15 protein-coding genes are annotated in these 18,379 nt (G+C 68.1%); 7 read left to right on the top strand and 8 right to left on the bottom strand.

What is annotated here, in order from left to right:
* Positions 1–3: 3 nt before the first annotated feature.
* The 3 genes from SYV04_RS23305 to SYV04_RS23295 form a co-directional block, all read right to left on the bottom strand.
* Positions 4–651, bottom strand: a complete 648-nt coding sequence (locus tag SYV04_RS23305; protein ID WP_321548066.1) for a M23 family metallopeptidase — start codon at positions 649–651, stop codon at positions 4–6.
* Entirely contained in the window at positions 651–1,517 is an 867-nt protein-coding gene (locus tag SYV04_RS23300; RefSeq protein ID WP_321548065.1) for a TolB family protein, read from the bottom strand. Before SYV04_RS23300 ends, SYV04_RS23305 begins: the two co-directional genes overlap by 1 nt.
* Before the next feature lie 201 nt (positions 1,518–1,718).
* The gene (locus SYV04_RS23295; RefSeq protein WP_321548064.1) at positions 1,719–2,666 is read right to left on the bottom strand and encodes an aldo/keto reductase; all 948 of its coding nucleotides are present in this window, start codon (positions 2,664–2,666) and stop codon (positions 1,719–1,721) included.
* 57 nt (positions 2,667–2,723) lie between these two features.
* Here SYV04_RS23295 and SYV04_RS23290 point away from each other — a divergent pair, with 57 nt between their 5' ends.
* Both SYV04_RS23290 and SYV04_RS23285 read left to right on the top strand, forming a co-directional pair.
* Complete coding sequence (locus SYV04_RS23290) at positions 2,724–3,701, top strand: LysR family transcriptional regulator (protein ID WP_321548063.1); 978 nt, start codon at positions 2,724–2,726, stop codon at positions 3,699–3,701.
* 12 nt (positions 3,702–3,713) lie between these two features.
* Complete coding sequence (locus SYV04_RS23285; protein WP_321548062.1) at positions 3,714–4,703, top strand: helix-turn-helix transcriptional regulator; 990 nt, start codon at positions 3,714–3,716, stop codon at positions 4,701–4,703.
* Between the two features lie 602 nt (positions 4,704–5,305).
* Here the strand turns inward: SYV04_RS23285 and SYV04_RS23280 are convergent.
* Entirely contained in the window at positions 5,306–6,538 is a 1,233-nt protein-coding gene (locus tag SYV04_RS23280) for an MFS transporter (RefSeq protein WP_321548061.1), read from the bottom strand.
* A 190-nt stretch (positions 6,539–6,728) separates the two neighbouring features.
* Between SYV04_RS23280 and SYV04_RS23275 the strand changes: the two genes are divergently transcribed.
* Together SYV04_RS23275 and SYV04_RS23270 are read left to right on the top strand one after the other, a co-directional pair.
* Complete coding sequence (locus SYV04_RS23275; RefSeq protein ID WP_321548060.1) at positions 6,729–9,908, top strand: serine/threonine-protein kinase; 3,180 nt, start codon at positions 6,729–6,731, stop codon at positions 9,906–9,908.
* Positions 9,909–10,025: 117 nt separating this feature from the next.
* Positions 10,026–10,880 (top strand): hypothetical protein, encoded by an 855-nt coding sequence (locus SYV04_RS23270; protein WP_321548059.1) that lies wholly within the window; start codon positions 10,026–10,028, stop codon positions 10,878–10,880.
* A gap of 4 nt (positions 10,881–10,884) precedes the next feature.
* Here the strand turns inward: SYV04_RS23270 and SYV04_RS23265 are convergent, their stop codons facing one another.
* From SYV04_RS23265 to SYV04_RS23255, 3 genes are all read right to left on the bottom strand, one after another.
* Complete coding sequence (locus SYV04_RS23265) at positions 10,885–11,583, bottom strand: HAD family hydrolase (RefSeq protein ID WP_321548058.1); 699 nt, start codon at positions 11,581–11,583, stop codon at positions 10,885–10,887.
* Between the two features lie 34 nt (positions 11,584–11,617).
* Positions 11,618–13,138, bottom strand: coding sequence for a hypothetical protein (locus SYV04_RS23260; protein ID WP_321548057.1), 1,521 nt, complete (start codon positions 13,136–13,138; stop codon positions 11,618–11,620).
* 149 nt (positions 13,139–13,287) lie between these two features.
* Positions 13,288–15,318 (bottom strand): hypothetical protein, encoded by a 2,031-nt coding sequence (locus SYV04_RS23255; RefSeq protein WP_321548056.1) that lies wholly within the window; start codon positions 15,316–15,318, stop codon positions 13,288–13,290.
* A gap of 379 nt (positions 15,319–15,697) precedes the next feature.
* Between SYV04_RS23255 and SYV04_RS23250 the strand changes: the two genes are divergently transcribed.
* From SYV04_RS23250 to SYV04_RS23240, 3 genes are all read left to right on the top strand, one after another.
* Positions 15,698–16,504 (top strand): hypothetical protein, encoded by an 807-nt coding sequence (locus tag SYV04_RS23250; RefSeq protein WP_321548055.1) that lies wholly within the window; start codon positions 15,698–15,700, stop codon positions 16,502–16,504.
* Between the two features lie 118 nt (positions 16,505–16,622).
* Positions 16,623–17,342 (top strand): hypothetical protein, encoded by a 720-nt coding sequence (locus SYV04_RS23245; protein WP_321548054.1) that lies wholly within the window; start codon positions 16,623–16,625, stop codon positions 17,340–17,342.
* A 60-nt stretch (positions 17,343–17,402) separates the two neighbouring features.
* Positions 17,403–17,828: an acyl-CoA thioesterase gene (locus SYV04_RS23240; protein ID WP_321548053.1), complete on the top strand. Its 426-nt coding sequence runs from the start codon at positions 17,403–17,405 to the stop codon at positions 17,826–17,828.
* Positions 17,829–17,840: 12 nt separating this feature from the next.
* Here SYV04_RS23240 and SYV04_RS23235 read toward each other — a convergent pair whose 3' ends face one another.
* Positions 17,841–18,335, bottom strand: coding sequence for a VOC family protein (locus SYV04_RS23235; RefSeq protein WP_321548052.1), 495 nt, complete (start codon positions 18,333–18,335; stop codon positions 17,841–17,843).
* Positions 18,336–18,379 lie beyond the last annotated feature (44 nt).

The raw sequence follows: 18,379 nt of genomic DNA, 5'->3' as shown, positions 1-18,379 counted from the left end.
CTGCTACTGACAGGCGATTCCGGGCAGGCCCCGGTACGCCCCCTGTGAGGTCCACCGCGTGAAGGGAGTTCCGCAAGAGCCCCCGTACGGGTCATCCGTGCCGTAGCCCGGAACCCAGTACTCGAAGTGCAGGTGCGGGCCGGTGGAGGCTCCGGACGAACCCACCTGCGCAATCCAGTACGCGCAGCTGAGCGAGGTGCCCCGAGCGAACTGCTGCGTGTACTTCTTCAGGTGCCAGTACTTGGTCTGGGTGTTATCCGGGTGCCGCATGATGATGTAGTTGGCCGTGTAGAGGCCGCAGGCGGCGTAGGGATTGTTCTGGTCCCAGTAGTTGCATCGGTCGTAGTACCCATCCACCGAGGCCTCGATGTAGCCCCGGGCGGCGTTCATGACCCATACGCCGTAGTCCATCTTTCCGAACCCGCCGACCAAGGCGTAGTCCGTGCCCGTGTGGCCGCTGTAGCGCACGCCGCCACACGCGTAATCCCTACCACCGTAGTCCTTGTACGCGCTCACCGTGCAGCCACCGTTGCCACACTGGTCCGCCAGCATCGAGATGGGAAAGCGGAAGTACGTCTGCGCCGAGGCGACCGTCGGCAGGACCAGCAGCGCGAAGGCCAGCGTGAATGCGAGCTTCTTCACCGTGTTCATCACAGCCCACCTCCGAGATCCGGAGCCGCCTGGCCCGTCCGCACGTTGATCTTCCAGAACTCGCCGCCGCCGGCGTTGTAGCGAAGCACGTCCTCGCTCACCCACTCCATGTGGTGACTGGAGACGGGCGGGGGGACGAAGCTCGCCGGAACACCTTCGAACAGCATCCAGTTCTCCAGCCCGACATTCGTGATCTGCTTGGGCTCTTCACCCTCCACCGTCGTGACGTAGAACGAAGCCACGGAGGTGCGGCCCGACACGTAGACCACCGTCTTGCCATCCGGCGAGATCGTGGGCGTCGCGTCCACTCCGGGCCCATCCGCCAGCACCTTCACGTTGCCCTTCATGTCGATGATGGCCACGGACGTCTCATGGGCCTGATTGCCGGTGGCCTGCATCGTGGCCAGCACGGCGTCACCCTTCGCGGTCGGGAAGAGATCGCCCCCTACGCCCCGGGCCAGCACCCGCTCGCGGCCGTTGGACTCGCGAAGGCGCAGCGTGCCCTCGCCATCCAGCAGCGCCACGCTCGGCCCCACCGAGCGCGCCTCGCGGTACTTGAACTGACGATCCACCACGCGCACCGCGCCGGTCGTCTCGTCGTACTGGACGATGGCCAGCAGCGGCAGGTCATCGGTCGCCAGGGGCTCCGCCGGGATTTCAGCGATGACGCCCGCCAGCATGCCGCGGCCCTGACCGAACAGATGGGTGAACTTGGCCTTGGGCCCGAACTCCTTCTCGACGGCGGGGACAAGGCGCTCGCGCGCCTTCTGGATACGGCGCAGGTCCGCGGGGTGCATACGGTCCGCGGCCGTGGCGCTGGTGGCTACCAGCGTCAACACCGCGATGGACAGGACTCGCTTCTTCATCTGTCACCAGGGGAAAGGGGAAAACGATGCTCCAGGTGACGGATTACCCGATTTCTTAGAATCCGATAAAAATGTTTTTACCTCCAAAACATACTGGTCGATTATTTTTAAATATCCCAGCTAATCGGGTTCAAGGCCCCGGGCGACTGGGGCCGTAGCTTTTTGAGAGCCTGGCCCCATCGCCAAAATGTTTCTCGCCGCCTAGTGCTCGCTGTCGAGGTGCGCCATCTGCTGCGCCTGGTAGCGCGTGCCCGCTACCTGCGACGCCGGCAGCGCCTGTTCGATCCGCGCGACCTCCTCGGGTGACAGCTGGATCGCGAGCGCGCCGAGCGACTCCTCGAGCTGGCTGCGCTTGCGAGCGCCAATCACGGGGATGATGCGCTCGCCCTTCGCGAGCACCCAGGCGATCGCGAGCTGAGCGGGACGCACGCCCTTATCGGCGGCGAGCCGCTGGAGCACATCGATGAGCTGCTGGTTGCGCTCGCGGTTCTCGCCGGTGAAGCGCGGCAGGTGCGCGCGGAAGTCATTGGGAGCCGTCGGCTTCGCGCCCGTGAGCAACCCGCGCGACAGCACCCCATACGCGGTGACCCCGATGCCGAGCTCCTCGAGAACCGGGAAGATCTTCTCCTCCGGGCCACGGCTGATAAGCGAGTACTCGATCTGCAGATCGACGATCGGATGCACCGCGTTCGCCCGGCGGATCGTCTCCGGCCCCACCTCCGACAGCCCGATCTTGCGCACGTAGCCCGCCTTCACCAGCTCGGCGATCGCGCCAATCGTGTCCTCGATGGGCACCGTGGGGTCCAGTCGCGCGGGGCGGTAGATGTCCACGTAATCCACTCCGAGCCGCGTCAGGCTGTAGGCGAGGAAGTTCTTCACGGAGGCGGGGCGCGCGTCGACGCCGATGAACGCGCCACCCGGGGCCCGCTGCGCGCCGAACTTCACCGACAGCTGCGCCTTGCCGCGACGGTCGCGCAGCGCGCGGCCAATCAGCAGCTCGTTGTGCCCCTGCCCATAGAAGTCACCCGTGTCGAGGAGCGTGATGCCTCGATCCAGCGCGGCGTGAATCGTCGCGATGCTCTCGTTCTCGTCGGAATCTCCGTACATGCCCGACATGCCCATGCAGCCCAGCGCAAGTGTTCTTGTCATGGCTGCAAAGTACGAGCGTGCATCGCATCAAACCAGTGAATAGGATGGATTCTATTCATGCCTGACATTTATGGACGCACCCTCGACCTCAACCTGCTCCGGGTGTTCGCTGTCGTCGCCGAGAACCGCAGCGTCACCCAGGCGGCGTCGCGCCTCTACCTCACCCAGCCCGCCGTGAGCGCGGCACTGCGCCGACTCACCACCGCCGTCGGCGCGCCCCTCTTCGTCCGCCAGGGCCGGGGGCTCGTGTTGACCGCCCGCGGCGAGCGCCTGCTGGCGAGCATCCACCCGCACCTGCAGTCCCTCGTCGACGCGGCCCTCGCGCCGCCCAGCTTCGATCCTCGCACCAGCGACCGCACGCTCCGCCTCGGGCTCTCCGACGCCACCGAGGTCTGGCTCCTGCCGCCGCTGCTGCGCGTGCTCGAGCGGGAAGCCCCCCGCATGCGCGTCATCTCCCTGCCGGTTCAGTTCCGAAACGTCGCCGCCGTGCTCGCCTCCGCGTCCATCGACGCCGCGATCACCGTCGCCGACGAGCTCCCCGCCAGCATCCACCGCCAGACGCTCTACTGGGGCGGCTTCGTCTGCCTCTTCGACCCGCGACACGCTCGCCTCAAGCGAACCATCCGCGAGTCCGACTACTTCGCCCACGAGCACGTCATCGTCTCGTACAACGGCGATCTCCGCGGCGTCGTCGAGGACGCCCTTCAGAAGTCGCGTCGCGTCCGCTGCTCCGTGTCGAGCTTCGCCAACCTCGGCGCGATCATCGATGGCTCCGCGCTCCTGGCGACCGTCCCCCTGCTCGTCGCACAGCAGATCCTCGCTGTCCGTCCGCACCTGCGCACCGCTCCCCTCCCCTTCGAGCTCGGCGGCGCCCCCATGGAGCTTCTCTGGCCCGCGGCCGTCGACGACGACGAGGCCTGCCGCTTCCTGCGCTCGCGCATCGCTCGCATCGTGGAGGAGATGCCCGTCTCGGGGACTCGCCCGAGTGAAGAGAAACGGTTAGGAAGGGGTGCGGACAAAACCCGCCCGCAGTGAGAGGAGCCGCACGTGGTCCAGACCTCCGCGCGCCTGTTGAAGTTGCTGGCGCTGCTGCAATCCCGGCGCTTCTGGGCGGGTGGAGAGCTGGCGCGCGAGCTCGGAGTCACCGAGCGCAGCGTCCGCCGCGACGTGGACAGGCTGCGGAGCCTCGGGTACCCGGTGCATGCGGCCGCGGGCATCGGCGGCGGGTACCAGCTGGGCGCCGGCAAGGAGCTGCCCCCGCTTCCGCTCGAGGACGAGGAGGCGGTCGCCGTCGCGGTGGGGCTGCGGGTCGCCGCGACCGGACCGATCAAAGGGCTGGAGGAGGCCTCGGTTCGCGCGCTCGGAAAGCTGGAGCAGGTGCTCCCGAAGCGGCTCCGGCGCCGGGTGAGCGCGCTGAATGCCGTGAGCGTACGACTGGGTGACGCCGGTCCCTCCTTCGACGCGGAGCTGCTGGCGGTGATGGCGAACGCGTGCCGGGACTCCGAGCTCCTGCGCTTCGAGTACAGCAGCCGCGAGGGCTCCGCGAGCGAGCGGCTCGTCGAGCCCTACCGGCTCGTACATACCCGCTCCCGGTGGTACCTGCTGGCGTATGATCTCGAACGCGAGGCATGGCGGACATTCCGCGTCGATCGCATCGGCGCCAAGCCGAGCACCGGGCGCCGCTTCAAGCCACGCCCTCTGCCCTCCGAAGACGTGGCTGCATATGTGTCTCAGTCCGTCTCGACGGACGCCTATCGCTTCCGCGCGCGAGCGACGGTGTATGCCTCCGCGCAGGTTGTCTCGGCGCAACTGTCTGGAGTCGCGGGACGTATCGAAGCGTTGGATCAGGACCGCTGCATGGTCCACACCGGTGGCGAGACGCTCGAAGCGCTCGCGTTCCACCTCGGATTCATGGGGTTCGACTTCGAGGTCCACGAGCCGAAGGAGCTCGTGGACCACCTTCGCCGCCTGGCCGAGCGTTTCGCCCGGGCCGCGCAACGCACGGAAGCGTCGGCTCAGGTCACGGATTCGCGCTGAGGGAGAGGGTTCGGAGCCAAAGCCCCGGCACGTCTCAGGGACAGGGGGGCAACACTGTCACCGACACAATGGAACTCGCGATATTGTAATTGTTGTCCCACGCGAGGTACTGCACGTAATAGAGCCCCGGCGTAGAGGTATCGGGGCCCGGGCCAAAGTCGTCGAGATCACTGATGCCAGGCACCCCGTCACCATCATCATCTCCGGTGTTGTATTGATGCACCGGGAGCGGTTGACCGCATCCATCGACAGCCGTGACGACAGGAGGGACCCACGCGTCACCGCACTGGATTTGTATGGAAGCCGGATCTGGCAGGCTCAACGTGGGATTCGGGCTAGTCTCTGTCACGGTGCAAGGGTCATCCAGCCTTGCCTTGCTCTGGGAAAGCCCTTGTGAGTCGTCTGTCTGGCCACAAGCACTGACAATGAGTGCAAGACTTACAAGCGTCCAGCGGGTGAGAGTCGACTGCCGCGTCGCGAGAACACTGCTCATGATGAGGCCTCCCGTCGATGAGACGAAATAAGTCTAATCTTCGGGAGAAATAATAGACAACCTTATTGGCCATTCATGAGCTGATAATACTTGCTTTGAAAAATTGGGCTCATTCTGTAGGCGGGCCGCGATCGGCCTTGGCGATGAGCCCCTCATGGAGCAAAAGCAGAAGAACCGCGCAAACGGCAATCCATGGCGCGATGGCCACCAGGCCAAGCTTCTCGCCCAGGAGGCCGGCGACGCTTGGGACGACCGCGACGCCCGCGGTTCCGGCGCTTACCTGGAAACCCACGGCGTGAGGAGCCGCTGTCGCGCCCACCCGACGCGGCGTCTCGGCCATGAGGCCTGGGAAGATGGGAGCGAGCGCGAAGCCCAGCACCCCCAACCCGATTGCGCCCACCCAGACCGGGAGCCCCGGCGCGGCGAAGAGGAGGGCGCCCATGACCGCCACCACCGTGCCGAACCTGAGCAGCCGGACGGTGCCCACCCGCTCGACGATGAAGCCAAGCACGACGCGTCCGGCCAGAAGACTGGCCCAGTAGAAGCTGACCCACGCTCCGGCCGTGGTGGGGTCCACGCCACGCGCCTCGACGAGGACCGTGTAGCTCCACTGGCCCGCCGTGACCTCGACTCCCGTGTACACGAAGAAGAGGACGATCTGCAGCCACACCCGGGAGCTGCGCAGCACCGACCATCCGCTGCTCGCGCTCGGAGCCTCCTGGGCAGGCTCCACACTGGCGGCCCCGTGTGAGTCGGCCACTGGAGCGCTCGTCTGCCCATTGCTCCACTGTCGGCGGGTCACGACAAAGGCAACCGCCAGCAGCCCCAGCGCCACACCGATGACGGTGTAGCCCGCCCGCCACCCCGCTCCGCGCGCGAGCATCGCCGTCATGATCACGGGCCCCAGCGCCGCGCCCGCGCTGTACGCGGCATGCAGCCAGGTCATGTGGCGCGCCCCGAAGTGGTGAGCGGCGTACGAGTTGAGCCCCGAGTCGATCGCTCCCGACCCGAAGCCCACGATGCACGCGGCGATCAGGAAGACGATGAAGATCGGCGCCGAGGCATAGCCGGAGACGCCGAGGGTGACGAGCAAGGTGCTCCCCGCCAGGAGCCCTCCGACCCCCATCGCCCGCATGAGCCGGCCCGCCAACAGGCCAGAGAGAAAATAGGTGGTGGCAGCCGATGCCAGCGGTGCGCCCAGCAAGGCCTGAGGAAGCGCGAACGATTCACGCAGCGACGGCCAGGCAACACCCAGAATGCTGTCGGGCAACCCGAGGCTGACGAAGGCGAGATACGCTAGCACGAGCAGGGCTGGGCGACGGCGATCGGTCGAAGAAGTCATCGCGCGGCACCTCAGCACTTTCCGTAGGGCAGGAGAAGCAATCACTGCCACGCTCCCAACCATTGAGAAACACGCCTTCCGTCGGGCTCGTGGCCATCGAGGACGCGCTGGAGACTCTGACCTGAGGGCAGGTTCCAGGATCCCATGAATATGCCATCATGTCGGCATGTGAGGGGCGTCGAGGTCTCCCATGCCAACGGAGGACAGCCAAGGCAGTCACTCGGTTGCCTTGACTCTTCAGGGTAGAACCTCCGAGCCGTCATCTCCTTCGCGCAGGAGAATCCCTCCCTCCCTGGTCCAGCGGTACGAGGACATCCAGGTCGCCGGCGAAGGCGCCATGGGGACCGTCTATCGGGCGGTGGATCCGCGTCTCGGGCGCACCATCGCGCTGAAGCTTCTGAAGAGCGACGCGCCCTCCCTCTCGCAACGGTTCATCGCGGAGGCTCGTGCGCAGGCGCGTATCCAACACGAGCACGTGTGCCGGGTGTACGAGGCCGGGCAGGCCGACGGCGAGCCGTACATCGTCATGCAGTTCATCGATGGCGAGCCGCTGTCCCGTATGAGCGGCCAGCTGACGCTCGAGCAGCAGGTGAAGCTGCTCCAGGAGGTCGCCGCCGCCGTCCACGAGGCGCACCGGCTGGGGATGATCCACCGGGACCTCAAGCCCGGGAACATCCTCGTCGAGCGGCGCGAGGACGGGACGTGGAAGCCGTACGTCGTGGACTTCGGGCTGGCACGCCAGGTCGAGGACCCTGGGCAGACCCAGACGGGGGAAGTCCTCGGTACGCCCGCGTACATGTCCCCCGAGCAGGCCAACGGGGATGTGCATGAGCTGGACCGCCGCTCCGACGTGTATTCGCTGGGGGCCACGCTGTACGACGTCATCGCCGGGCGGCCGCCTTTCGTCTCGGAGCAGCCCTGGAAGCTGCTCTTGATGATGATGCTCGAAGACCCACCGCCGCTCCGAGAGGTGAAGCCGGAGGTCCCCCAGGATCTCGAGACGGTCGTGATGAAGTGCCTGGAGCGCGACCGGGCGCGCCGTTACGACTCGGCGCGGGCGCTCGCGGAGGAGCTGCAGCGCGTCCTGGACGGCGAGCCCATTCAAGCGAAGCGGGCCTCCTGGGGGTATGTCCTCTGGAAGAAGGCACGCAAGCACAAGCTGCTCACGGCATTCGTGGCGACCCTGGTGCTGGGAGCGCTCGGCCTGGGGAGCGTCTGGGTGGGGGCTCAGCGCCACGCGGCGGAGCAGGCGCGGCTGGCCCGGGAGCTGGGCGAGAGCGTGAAGGAGGCGGAGCTGTTCCTGCGCACGGCGTACGGGCTGCCCCTCCACGACGTGGAACGGGAGCGGGACGTGGTGCGCGTCAGGCTCGGGGAGATCCAGCAGCGGATGACGGCGGCGGGCGAAGCCGGAGCGGGCCCAGGCCACTATGCGCTCGGGCTGGGACAGCTCGCGCTGGGAGACCCCGAGCAGGCCCGCGAGCACCTGGAACGGGCACTCGCCGCGGGGTACTCGCCACCGGATCTCGACTATGCGCTGGGGCGGGCCTTGGGAGAGCTCTTCCGGCGAGCCCTGGAGGACACTCGGCGCATCACCCCCGAAGAGGAGCGCCAGAGGCGAATCGCGCAGCTCGACAAGGAGATCCGCGAGCCGGCACTCCTGCACCTGCGCGCCGCCGTGGGGCTGAGGCTCGAGGTGCCCGAGTACGCGGAGGGGCTGATCGCGCTCTACGAAGGAAAGAACGAGGAGGCCATCCTCAAGGCGAAGGCCGCGTTCGCCAAGGCGCCGTGGATGTACGAGCCGAAGAAGCTCGAAGGGGACGCGCTGTACGCGGAGGGCAGCAAGTACAGGCATGACGCGGCGTTCGACTACGGAAAGATGAGGGGCTACTTCGAGCGCGCGGCCGAGGCCTACCGCGTGGCGGCGGAGATGGGCAGCAGCGATCCGGACGTACACCGGGCCGAGTGCGAGCTCTGGGAGAAGCTGGGATGGGCAGCCTCGGCGCAGGGCTTGCCGACTGGCCCCCCATTCGAGGCCGCCCGGGCAGCGTGCGATCGCGCGGTGCTCTCGACTTCGACGGACGGCAGGGCCCTGGTCCAGCGCGCGCTCGTGCTCCTCGCGAGCGTCCATGTCCTGGGAAACAACGTGTCGGAGGGCACGATCCCCGCCGTGGAGGAGGCGCTCGCGGCCGCCGAGCAGGGTGTACGGGCACGTCCCCGAGACGTCATGGCCCACTACGCGGTGGCCCAGGCCCTCTACCTGCGCGCGAGGCTCCTGCACGACCTTGGCCGGGATGCGTCCATGCAGACGGCCATCGCAGGGTACCAGCGGGTCCTCGCGTTGGATCCGGGCTTCACCTGGGCGGTGAACGAGCTGGGGGACGTGTACCTCGAGGAGGCCAAGCGGGAACTGGCGGGTGGACGGGAGGCCGCGCCATTGTTGGAGAACGCGATCCGGCAGTACGAACGCGCCATGGCGCTGGACCCCAGGTTCTCGCTCTCCGCGGGCCGCCGGCTGGAGGCGTTGGCGGTGCGGCTCGAGTCCCAGCTGGCTCAGGGACAGGATGCGCACGAGGCGCTCCAGGCCTTGTCCCAGGCGGTGTCCCAGTTCGAGCAGACGAACTCCAGCCCCTGGCTCGTCGTCTTCTGGAAGGCGCGCGAGCAGCGGCTCCGAGGATTGCGCGAGTTCGCCCACGGGAGGGATCCGCGCCCATCGCTCGCGGCAGCGGTCGAGGCGATCCGCGCGGCCGAGGGTGTGGCCCCGAACAACTCCTGGTTGCTCAAGGAGTGGGTCCGGTGCCACCTGCTCGAAGCCGAGCACGCTCGGCGCGAGGGGCTGGACCCGGCATCCCCCCTGGAGAAGGCACGGACCGCGGCACGGAAGCTGGCCGCGCTGAGCACTCGGATGAGTCCGTCCCTGTCCCTGCTCCTGGCGAAGATCGAGCTCACGGCCATTCGCGCGGACACGCGGCGCAAGGATCTCCGAGAAGAGCGCTTCGAGACGGCCTTTGGGTACTTGCGTCCCCTGCTCTCCCGTCCGAGCAATGATTCCGAGCCCCATCAACTGACCGCCGAGCTCCATGCCGAGCGCGCGGCGTGGCTCGCGCAGCGAGGCCGTGACACCGCGGAGGACATTCGCGCCGGCCTCACCCAGGTGGACGAGGCGCTCTCCAAGAACCCTCGCAACCTGGAGGCCCTGCTCGCTCAGGGGCGGCTCTACCTCGCGCGGGCGCGCACGGACCGCGAGCATCAGGCACGTACCAACGATGGGCTACGCGCCAGGAAAGCCTTCCAGACAGCGCTCCAACAACACCCACGCCTGACCCGGGAGACCGCGAGCGTCATGCAAGAGCTCGATGCGCTGGTTCGTTAGTTGGTCTCCACTCCTCCTAGACCTCAGGGTAAAACCAAACTTTCCAGAACACCGTGAGAATGTTGATGCGAGGTCGTTCTCTCGCACCCACGTTGAATCCAGAGTTCAGGGGTTCCCATGGTGACCTGGCGCGTACGCTTCCTCCTCCTTGCTTCCCTCGTGGCTTCCCTCTCGGCGTGCGGCCCCGTGGAGGAGGACTTCGAGCAGGGCAGTCCCCTCGATGTCCGCGAGCAGCCGCTGCTCGATGAGGAGCGCCCCCCACCCAACGGCGCCAATGGCACGCGTCCCTCCTGCTTCTGGGCCCATGGCTCCCAACAAGCCCTCAGGACCCTGGGAGCCGCAGCGCTCGATCAAGGAAACGGATTCCTCTCGAGCTTTCCTCTCAGCCAGATCTCCCAGGACTGCCGGGAGGTTCTTCGCTCCGCCGTCGAGTGCGCCCTCACCACCGATCAATCCGTGAGCGATCCCGTGACGGGCGAGCTCTACACGGGCTGGTGGGGGCTTGCCCCCTCGTGGCGGGAGGCTGCCCTGAACGTCGACGGACGCCGGTACGTGACGGCCTGCATGGTCCAGCGGCTGAACTACTCCGGCACGTCCGTCCCCATCCTCCTCGAAGGTCCCCACTCGGCAATCGCCCAGAGCTCCACCTTTACTCCGCAGTACCCCATCGCGGAGTCGACCGTCTTTGGCGACCTGTTCTCGTCCGATGTCCCGCTGCTGGGGATTTTGCCCGCCTTCAATGTGTACGTCTGCTGGGAGAGCCTGCTGCCCCAGTCGTGTGGCCTGCTGGGGCTACCCCTGCTCGGAGAGCGCATCTGCGACGACTCGCTGCTCTGCGGCCTGATGCCGCTCGGACCGTGCGCCTTGTCGTGCGTGCAGAATGGTCCCTACTGGCAGTGCAAGCCAGGCCTGCTCTCCCCCTGGTGGACCCAGACGGTACGGGTGCGGCTGGAAACCGAGACCTGTGGCTGAGCCCTCAGTCGATCTGCTCGAGCAGCTCGATGAGCTCGCCCAGGTGGACCAGTTGCTTGAAGCGAGGCTCCCCCACGGGGGCCTCGCTGTGCTCGAGCGCCCACGGCTGGGGCTGTGGAATGTAGACACCCCAGCTTCCCGCCTTGATCGCCGGCACGACGTCGGATTTGAGGGAGTTGCCGACCATCATGCTCCGGGCTGGCCCATCGCCGTGGCGGGTGAAGATGCGTTCGTAGGTGGACGTGGTCTTGTCACTGACGATCTCGACCGCATCGAACAGCTCACCGAGCCCGGACTGGGCGAGCTTGCGCTCCTGATCGAAGAGATCTCCCTTGGTGATCAGGATGATCCGGTAGGTACCCGCCACGCGTTCGAGCGTCTCCCGGACATGGGGCAGCGTCTCGACCGGATGGCTGAGCATCTCACGGCCCGCCTCGAGGATCTGCCGGATGACGGAGGCGGGGACCCGGCCCTCGGTCACCTCGATGGCGGTCTCGATCATGGAGAGCGTGAAGCCCTTGATGCCGAACCCGTAGTGCTGAAGGTTCCGCTTCTCGGCCTCCAACAACCTGGCCGAGAGGTGGCTGGCCTCCGCATGCTCGGCCAGAAGGGATGCGAAGCGCGCCTCGGTCATCCTGTAGAACTGCTCGTTCTGCCAGAGCGTGTCGTCGGCGTCGAAACCAATGGCGGTGAGGGAGGACATGGGCGCGCAAGGTACGCGCTGAGAAGCCGGCGCGCTACGGGCAGTCCGCGCCGCAGACGCTCGCGGTCTCCCAGGCGTCGCACACGGCATCTCCGCACGAGGCGTTGAGGAACGTCTCGAGCACGGCCTTGCGGTGCGGGATGAACACGGTGTTGAGCGCCGGGGAGATGCGGTGGCGCGGACCGTCCGGCCCCGGGTCGGTCTGCTCGGAGATGTGGACGAAGCGCAGGGAGAGCGGCCAGGTGATGCCGCCACCCAGGTTGGCTCCGTTGCTGAGCTGGTGGCAGCCCGCGCACGAGAGCGCCATCGACCGCGCCACCACGTTCTCCGGCGTGAGCGTGCTGGAGAGTGTCGTCAGCTCGGTCTGGATGTTCGTCCGGAAGGAGCTGGGCCCCGCGCCGAGCTGGTTCACGTAGTGGTTCTCCATCGGGCCCTGCGAGTCGCTCTGGCCGCTGTTGAAGGAGTCGGGGACGGACAGCGTGAAACGGTTGATGTCATTGATGGCCAGGCTCGACACCTGCGCGGGGAAGACGGTGTTCTGGAAGTTCGCGGCCAGCGCGTGTCCCGAGCCGGGGTTGAAGAGCGTGCCTCCCGGGTTGGTCTTCACCGTCACGGGGAGGAACCGCACGACACACGGGCCCGCGCTGCAGTCCCGCCGGATCTTGAACTCGCGCAGCATCCAGTTGGCCTGCATGAACTGGTTGGTGCGGACCTGGCCGGTGTTGCTGGCCCGGTTGCCCAGGTTGTCGATGTGGAGCACGGGCATGAAGCCCGGCAGGCCCTGGAAATAGAAGTCCCGCAGCTTGGCGCCGCGCGAGTTCACATCCGGATCCGCGCTGAGGCCGCTCCAGAAGTTGACCACCGGCCGGCAGCCCTCCAGGCCCAGCGACGGCGTAGGGTTGGGCAGTGCCGCCTCGAAGATGATGAGGTTGCGATCCTGCGGGTTGGCGAGGCCCGAGCGCTTGGCGAAGACGACACGGTACTCGCCGCAGTCCGCGCCGCTGGTGGAGGCCAGATCGAAGCGGTTGAACAAGCCGATGGGCAGGTAGGCGTTCGGGCTGGTGGTGGGGTTGATGAAGGGGTCCACCGTGGCCTGGTTGCCCTCGGCGCGCGGGCAGGCGTACGGGAAGCCATTCATGTTGGCGATCCCCGGGCTGTTGCAGTTGGGCCCCAGGCCCAGCCCGGGCCCCGGCCGCGCCGTGTCCCACCACTGGTGGAAGAGATCCAGCGCCGTCGTCGGCGTCCCGCTGGTGGCGACGAGCTGGTTCATCACCCCCTGGAACGTGAACCTGGCGAGGATGGCCTGATCCGTCACCACCAGGGAGCGCCGTGGGTCCACCGCGAGGGCCTGCTGCGAAGGGTTCGGGGGCGGAGGCATGGGCATGGCGCCGATGCCTCGACGCTCGGGGTTGGGCCTGTCCGTGGCTTCCTCTATCGGATCCACGGTGGGCTGGGTGGGCTCCGCCTCCGCGCCCGTGGGGTCACACCCACTCGACAGCGTCAGCAGGATTGCTCCCAACAGACACGCACGGCTCTTCTCGCTCGGGACCTTCATGGTGTGCCTCCAGAAGCTCGGGGGTCTTCCGGGGGCTTCAGCAAGGCACGGGCCAGACAGGCGTCCGAGCGAGCCGCGCGCGGGACGTGCGAAAAGGAGTGCGGAAGCCGCAGTGAACGCTGCGGCTTCCGCACTCGCCTCTCCGCGCCTCAGCGGTAGAGCCTGAGCACCGTGCCGTCCTCGCCGGCGACGATGAGCGTCCGGGGCCCACCTGAGAGCGCTCGCAGGCTCTTGCGCGTGCCCGTGTCGATGCGGCGCCAGGCGTTACGCGCCACGTCATAGCGGAGCAGCAGGCCACCATCGCCAGCGACGTACAGCGTGTCGCGGGAGTCGGCGAAGAGCGCGCGCAGTTCGAGCGTCTCCAGGCCCGTGGGCAGCGTGATGGGCGCCCACTGCATGCCGTCCCAGCGCCAGAGGCTGTGGGGGCTCAGCGCCCAGGCGAGATCGCGGCCCACGGCATGGACGGCACGGAAGGCAGGCAGCCAGGGGCCACGCGTCTCCGTCCAGGCGGTCCCGTCCCAGTGCAGGATGACGGACTCCCCCACGGCCCACACGTCGTCGTTCGTCGCCCCGTGGATGGCGTTGAGCGCTCCCGGCGCGGTGAGCGGGTAGCGGGTCCACGAGGTGTGGCCGTCGAGCTGGATGAGCACGCCCTCCCCCGTCGCCGTGTCGGTCCCCACCACCCATGCCAGCATGTCGAGGATGGGGTACACACCGTGGAAGTTGAAGCTCTGGGGCATGTAGAAGTGGTTCGTTCCGTTGATGGTGGCACTCCAGGAGTGGAGGTTCACCCGACCGAAGTTCCCCGCCGCCCACAGGCGCCCCGGCACATGCAGCGTGAGCGCGTTGCCGGGCCCCTGCGTCGCGAACTCCGAAGGGGGCAGGCCCGTGCGGACACCGCTCCCATCGGCGAACCACCACCGGCCGTCCTCCGTCGCCGACAGCGAGACGAAGTCCGCGCGGGCACCCTGATCGAGGGAGACCCCAGAGCTGCCATCGCGAAAGCGATGCACGCGCCCGCCCGCTCCCACCACCACCACCCCATCCGCCATATGCCACGCGCCCAGAAGGCGGGTCGGTGTTCCCCCGAGGGTGGTGGTCCACCTTCCGCCGTTGTACTGCGCGGCGCCCTCCTCGCCGACGACGAGGACGTTTCCGGAGGACTTCCCCGAGATGCCGTAGAGCGCAGAGAAGGCCAGCTGCACCGACGACCAGGCCTGGCCGTCCCAGTGGAACAGCACGGTGCCGCTCCTGTCTCCGGTCACCCACACGTCCCGAGGCCCGGTGCCCCAAACGGCGGTGAAGGTGACATCCCGCGCGGGGGCATCGAGCCCTCGCCAGCCCTTCGCATCACGCACGCGGATGGTGGCCCCCGTGCCCACGGCCCACACCTCGTCGCCGTGGGTCCACACGCCATAGAGGTCCGCGGAGGTCCCGGTGTTCTGGCGCTCCCAGCGGGCACCGTTCCACGCGTAGGCGAGGCCCCCTTCTCCCACGGTCCAGACGTTGCCGGCGCCCGTGCCATGGACGTCGAGCAGGAAGCGCTCGGGGCGTGCGGCGGTGTTCCAGCGCCGCCCATCGAAGTGCAGGATCTCCGAGCCCACCGCCCAGACGTCCTCGCCCGCGCTGCCCCAGATGCCGGACAGCTCCGCCTTGCTCGGCAGCACGGTCAGCCCGCTCTTCCCACCATGGATGATGTAGCCCGCGTTGCCCACTCCCCAGAAGTCATCGACCGAGCGGCCCCAGACGTCCTTGAAGTCATGGGACACCGGCAGGGGATTCAAGAAGCACACGCCATCGCTCGAGCAGGCGGTGTCCGTGCCGTAGTTCGGGGTTCCACACTGGTGGTCCTTCCCCCCGCCACCACACGTCATTCCCGCGCCGCAGGTGCCGCACTGGATCGTGCCGCCGCAGCCGTCCTCGATCGCGCCGCAAAAGGCGCCCGCCTCCTGGCAGGTGCGGGGAGCGCAGGCCTGCGTGCCGCACACATTCGGCTGGTGGAGCCCGCAGCTCTGGCCGTCCGCGCAGCCGCCGCAGTTCAAGGTTCCACCGCAACCGTCCGGGAGGGTGCCGCAGTTGGCGCCCCGGTCCTCGCAGCTCACCGGCGTACACGTCTCCGAACGCGGAGGAGGCGAGGTGTCCTCGGTTTCCGCGGGTGGGGTGTCGGAGCCGGGCTCCACCACCTCCTCCTGCGGACTCCCGCATGCAGCGAGCACCAGGAGCACGCAGACCCACGCCCTCCCCCATCCCCCGCGCCATGGGCGGCTTCCATCCCGCCCTCCCTCCACCACTCCCGTCCCCACTTCCATCCCCCCGGCCTTCCGAAGGCCTTTCCCTGTCCCGCCCATGGCGTCCCCCTGTGATGCCTGCAAAAGGGGAATGAATCCCGGGCGCGAAATGGACGAACCCACCGAGCCGAATTCCTTCCAGCCCCCTGGGGTGTCGTGGGCGCGACACTCCCTGGCTGTTGGAAGCGAGCAAGCAGGCATGGCCGCCAGGGGTTGCCCTGCTTGTCGCACGCGAAGTGCCCCCTCGAAGCAGGTGAAGTACGGTGGATCCATGAAGCTCGTTGCCATGGTGCGTGCGCCCGCGAAGCCCGAGGAGGCGGCCAGCAGCCTGGGCAACGCCCTGGGCCTCACCCTCGCCGAAGCGCGCATGCGCCTGGCGCCAGAGCCCCCCACGGTCCTCGCGCTGCTGGCGCCAGCGCCGGCGGACGCGCTCGTGTCCAAGCTGCGCGGAGCGGGCATGGCCGTGCTCTCGGTGGACGCGGCGGTGCCTTCCGACTCGGAGCGCACCGTGGCTCGCACGGTCGCGCTCGGACCCACGGGGGCGACCTTCCAGCCTCGCTCCGGGGCGCCAGTCGAGCTGCCCTGGGGAGAGGTGGTCGCCATTCTGCGCGGCGTGAGCGCGGTGCGCACCGAGATGAGCTCCGTCCAGGAGTCGAAGAAGTTCTCCCTGGCCACCGCCATCGCCACCCAGGGCCTCAAGACGTCCCAGACGGTCGAGAAGACCGTGCGCTCGCATCAGGAGCAGGTCGAGCAGGTCATCCTCGTCTACGGCCGAGGGGGGCAGCGCATCTCCCTGCGTGAGCAGGGGATCGACTACTCCTGCCTCGGGGCGGCGATGCAGCCGACGCGCACCGCCAACATCGCCGTGCTGGCGCGGCTGCTCAAGGAGAAGACCCCGGGCGCCTTCCATGACGAGCGCCTGATCCGCCTGGGCCGCCGTCCCCTGCCGATGTTCATCGGCGGCGAGGTTCGGACGAGCAGGCCCTCGCAGACGAGCGTGGAGACCGCGGGGGGGCTGGACGTGCTCGCCGAAATCCTGTGGCGCGCGGTGGAGCAAGGGCTGCTCTCCCCGACGTGATCCTCAAGTGCCCGATTCGCCTCGGGAAAAGGTGAAAATTTAGCCGCGTGCAACTCGGGGTTCCCATTTTTCGGGCCCTGGGGAGTCCAGAGAACAGACCTGCTTCTGGGAGAGCACGATGACGACGCACGGGATGGTTTGGGGAGCGCTGCTGGTGGTGGCCATGGCCTCGGGAGGCTGCACGGCGGCCCGCATGGCGGTGCCGTCGGAGCTGAAAGGACAGGCCCCGGCCCTGCCCGTGGAGCGCCACATGGGGCTGACCGGCGGCGGCTCGCTGCGCTTCGGCCCGCACCAGGTGACGGACTTCCAGCAAGGATGGACGTCCGCGCCCGGCGTGAAGGTGAGCGGTGTGAACCTGCGGGCGGAGTCCACCCCCTACCGCTTCCGCAGCACCCCCGAAGGCGAGAAGACGCGCGCGGTGGAGTGCCAGGTGACGCGGGAGCGGATCGAGGCGGGGGGCCTGGAGGCGGACGTGCAGCCTCGGCGGGTGAACTGCGTCATCGCCGCGGACGGCCCGGAGTTCCCCGCCGGGCAGTTCCGGCTCGATCATGAGCCCGGGCGCGACCTCTCGAATCCCCACGGGCGGGTGACGGGCCGCGCACGGCTCGGAGAGGTGGCCCTGGAGATCGAGTCCAGCACGCGCCTGGAGGGAGGCGCCTCCTTGGCCTTCGCCGGCTTCCACCTGCGGCAGGGCGAGCGGCTCGTCGCCGCGGTGGAGACCCTCAACGAGGGCCGCGTCTGGCTCGCGCCGGACCTCACCCCCGAGGTGCGTGTACTCACCGTGATGGTCTCCTCCGCCCTGCTGCTCGACTCGGGGTGGCAGTCGCCCACGGAGTAGCTCCGAGTCTCGCCCGGTAATGCCCACCTGATATGACCTCCGCCTCCGCCGAGGCTCCCCATGCCCTTCTCCATCCGAATCCAGGTCGCGCCGCAGGACCTCGATGAGCTCCAGCACGTGAACAACGTGGTCTACGTCCGGTGGATCCAGGAGGTGGCCGTGGCGCACTCCGCCTCGGTGGGGCTGGGCCTGGAGGAGTACCGGCAGCGAGGAGCCCTCTTCGTCGTGCGCCGCCACGAGGTGGACTACCTGCGCCCGGCGCTCGCCGGCGACGAGTTGGAGGTGGAGACCCGCGTCGTCGCGGTCAGCCCGGTCACCGCCACCCGGAGGACCTTCATCCGGCGGGCAAGCGACGGGCAACTGTTGGTCCAGGCCCAGACGCAGTGGGCCTATATCTCCACGACCAACGGCCGGCCCGTGCGCATCCCTCCGGAGGTGATGGAGCGCTTCGCGATCGAGCCGATCGACGAGAAGTGTACGCCCTGAGCGTCCGCGCGCTCAGTACCCGCCCGTGGCGAAGGCGAAGCGATCGAACGCCGAGATGACCTCGGCGGGGGCCTGGACCAGCTCGATCAGCACCCCCTCACCGCTCAGGGGGAACTGCTCGTTGCCCTTGGGGTGGATGAAGGTCACATCGAAGCCTGCCGCGCCCTTGCGGATGCCTCCGGGGGCGAAGCGCACGCCCTGCCCCTCCAGCCACGTCACCGCGGCGCGCAGGTCATCCACCCACAGGCCGAAGTGGTTGAGCGCGGGATCGTGTACGCGCGGCTTGCCCTCGGCGTTGATGGGCTGCATCAGGTCCACCTCCACCTTGAAGGGGCCCGCGCCGGCCACGACGATGTCCTCGTCTACGTTCTCGCGCTCGCTGCGGTAGTTGCCATGGGGGTGGAGCCCCAGCAGGTCCACCCAGAGCCGGCGCAGCGCGCCTTTGTCGAGCCCGCCGAGAGCGATCTGCTGGATGCCCAGGATCCGAAAGGGTCGAGTCGTCTGCATGGGAGGGACCCTGGCAGACAGCCTCTATGCACGCAAGCACCGGA

This window comes from Hyalangium ruber, from assembly GCF_034259325.1.
Lineage (GTDB): Bacteria > Myxococcota > Myxococcia > Myxococcales > Myxococcaceae > Hyalangium_A > Hyalangium_A rubrum.
This window is presented reverse-complemented; position numbering and strand designations above follow the sequence as displayed.